Source organism: Streptomyces sp. BE20 (assembly GCF_036322525.1).
GTDB lineage: Bacteria > Actinomycetota > Actinomycetes > Streptomycetales > Streptomycetaceae > Kitasatospora.
Window position 1 is genome coordinate 1 of sequence record NZ_JAQYWW010000145.1, and the last position, 321, is coordinate 321.

Sequence of the window (321 nt, forward strand, 5' to 3'; positions counted from 1 at the left end):
GCTCGCCCTCGCCGAAGCCGAACGGCTCGCCGGAGCCCAGCTGGTCGACCTGGCCCGGCGCGCGACCGACGGCACCGTGCAGCCGCTGGTCACGATCGTCACCGACAACGGCGGACCGTTCCGCTCGTTCCGCTTCGAGGCGTTCATCGCCACCCGCCCCGAGCTGCGGCACGTACGCACCAGGGTCCGTACCCCGGGCCAGAACGGCTCACGCGAGCGGGGCTTCGGCTCGCTGAAGTACGAGAAGCTGTTCTTGGAGGAGATACCCGACGCCCTCGACCTGGTCCGCCATGCCGAGGACTACCGGCTCGAGTACAACAC

General features: G+C 69.8%; 1 protein-coding gene. It reads left to right on the plus strand.

What is annotated here, in order from left to right:
* Positions 1–321: transposase (locus tag PUR61_RS00740; RefSeq protein ID WP_329874533.1), on the plus strand; the 321-nt coding region annotated here is incomplete at both ends.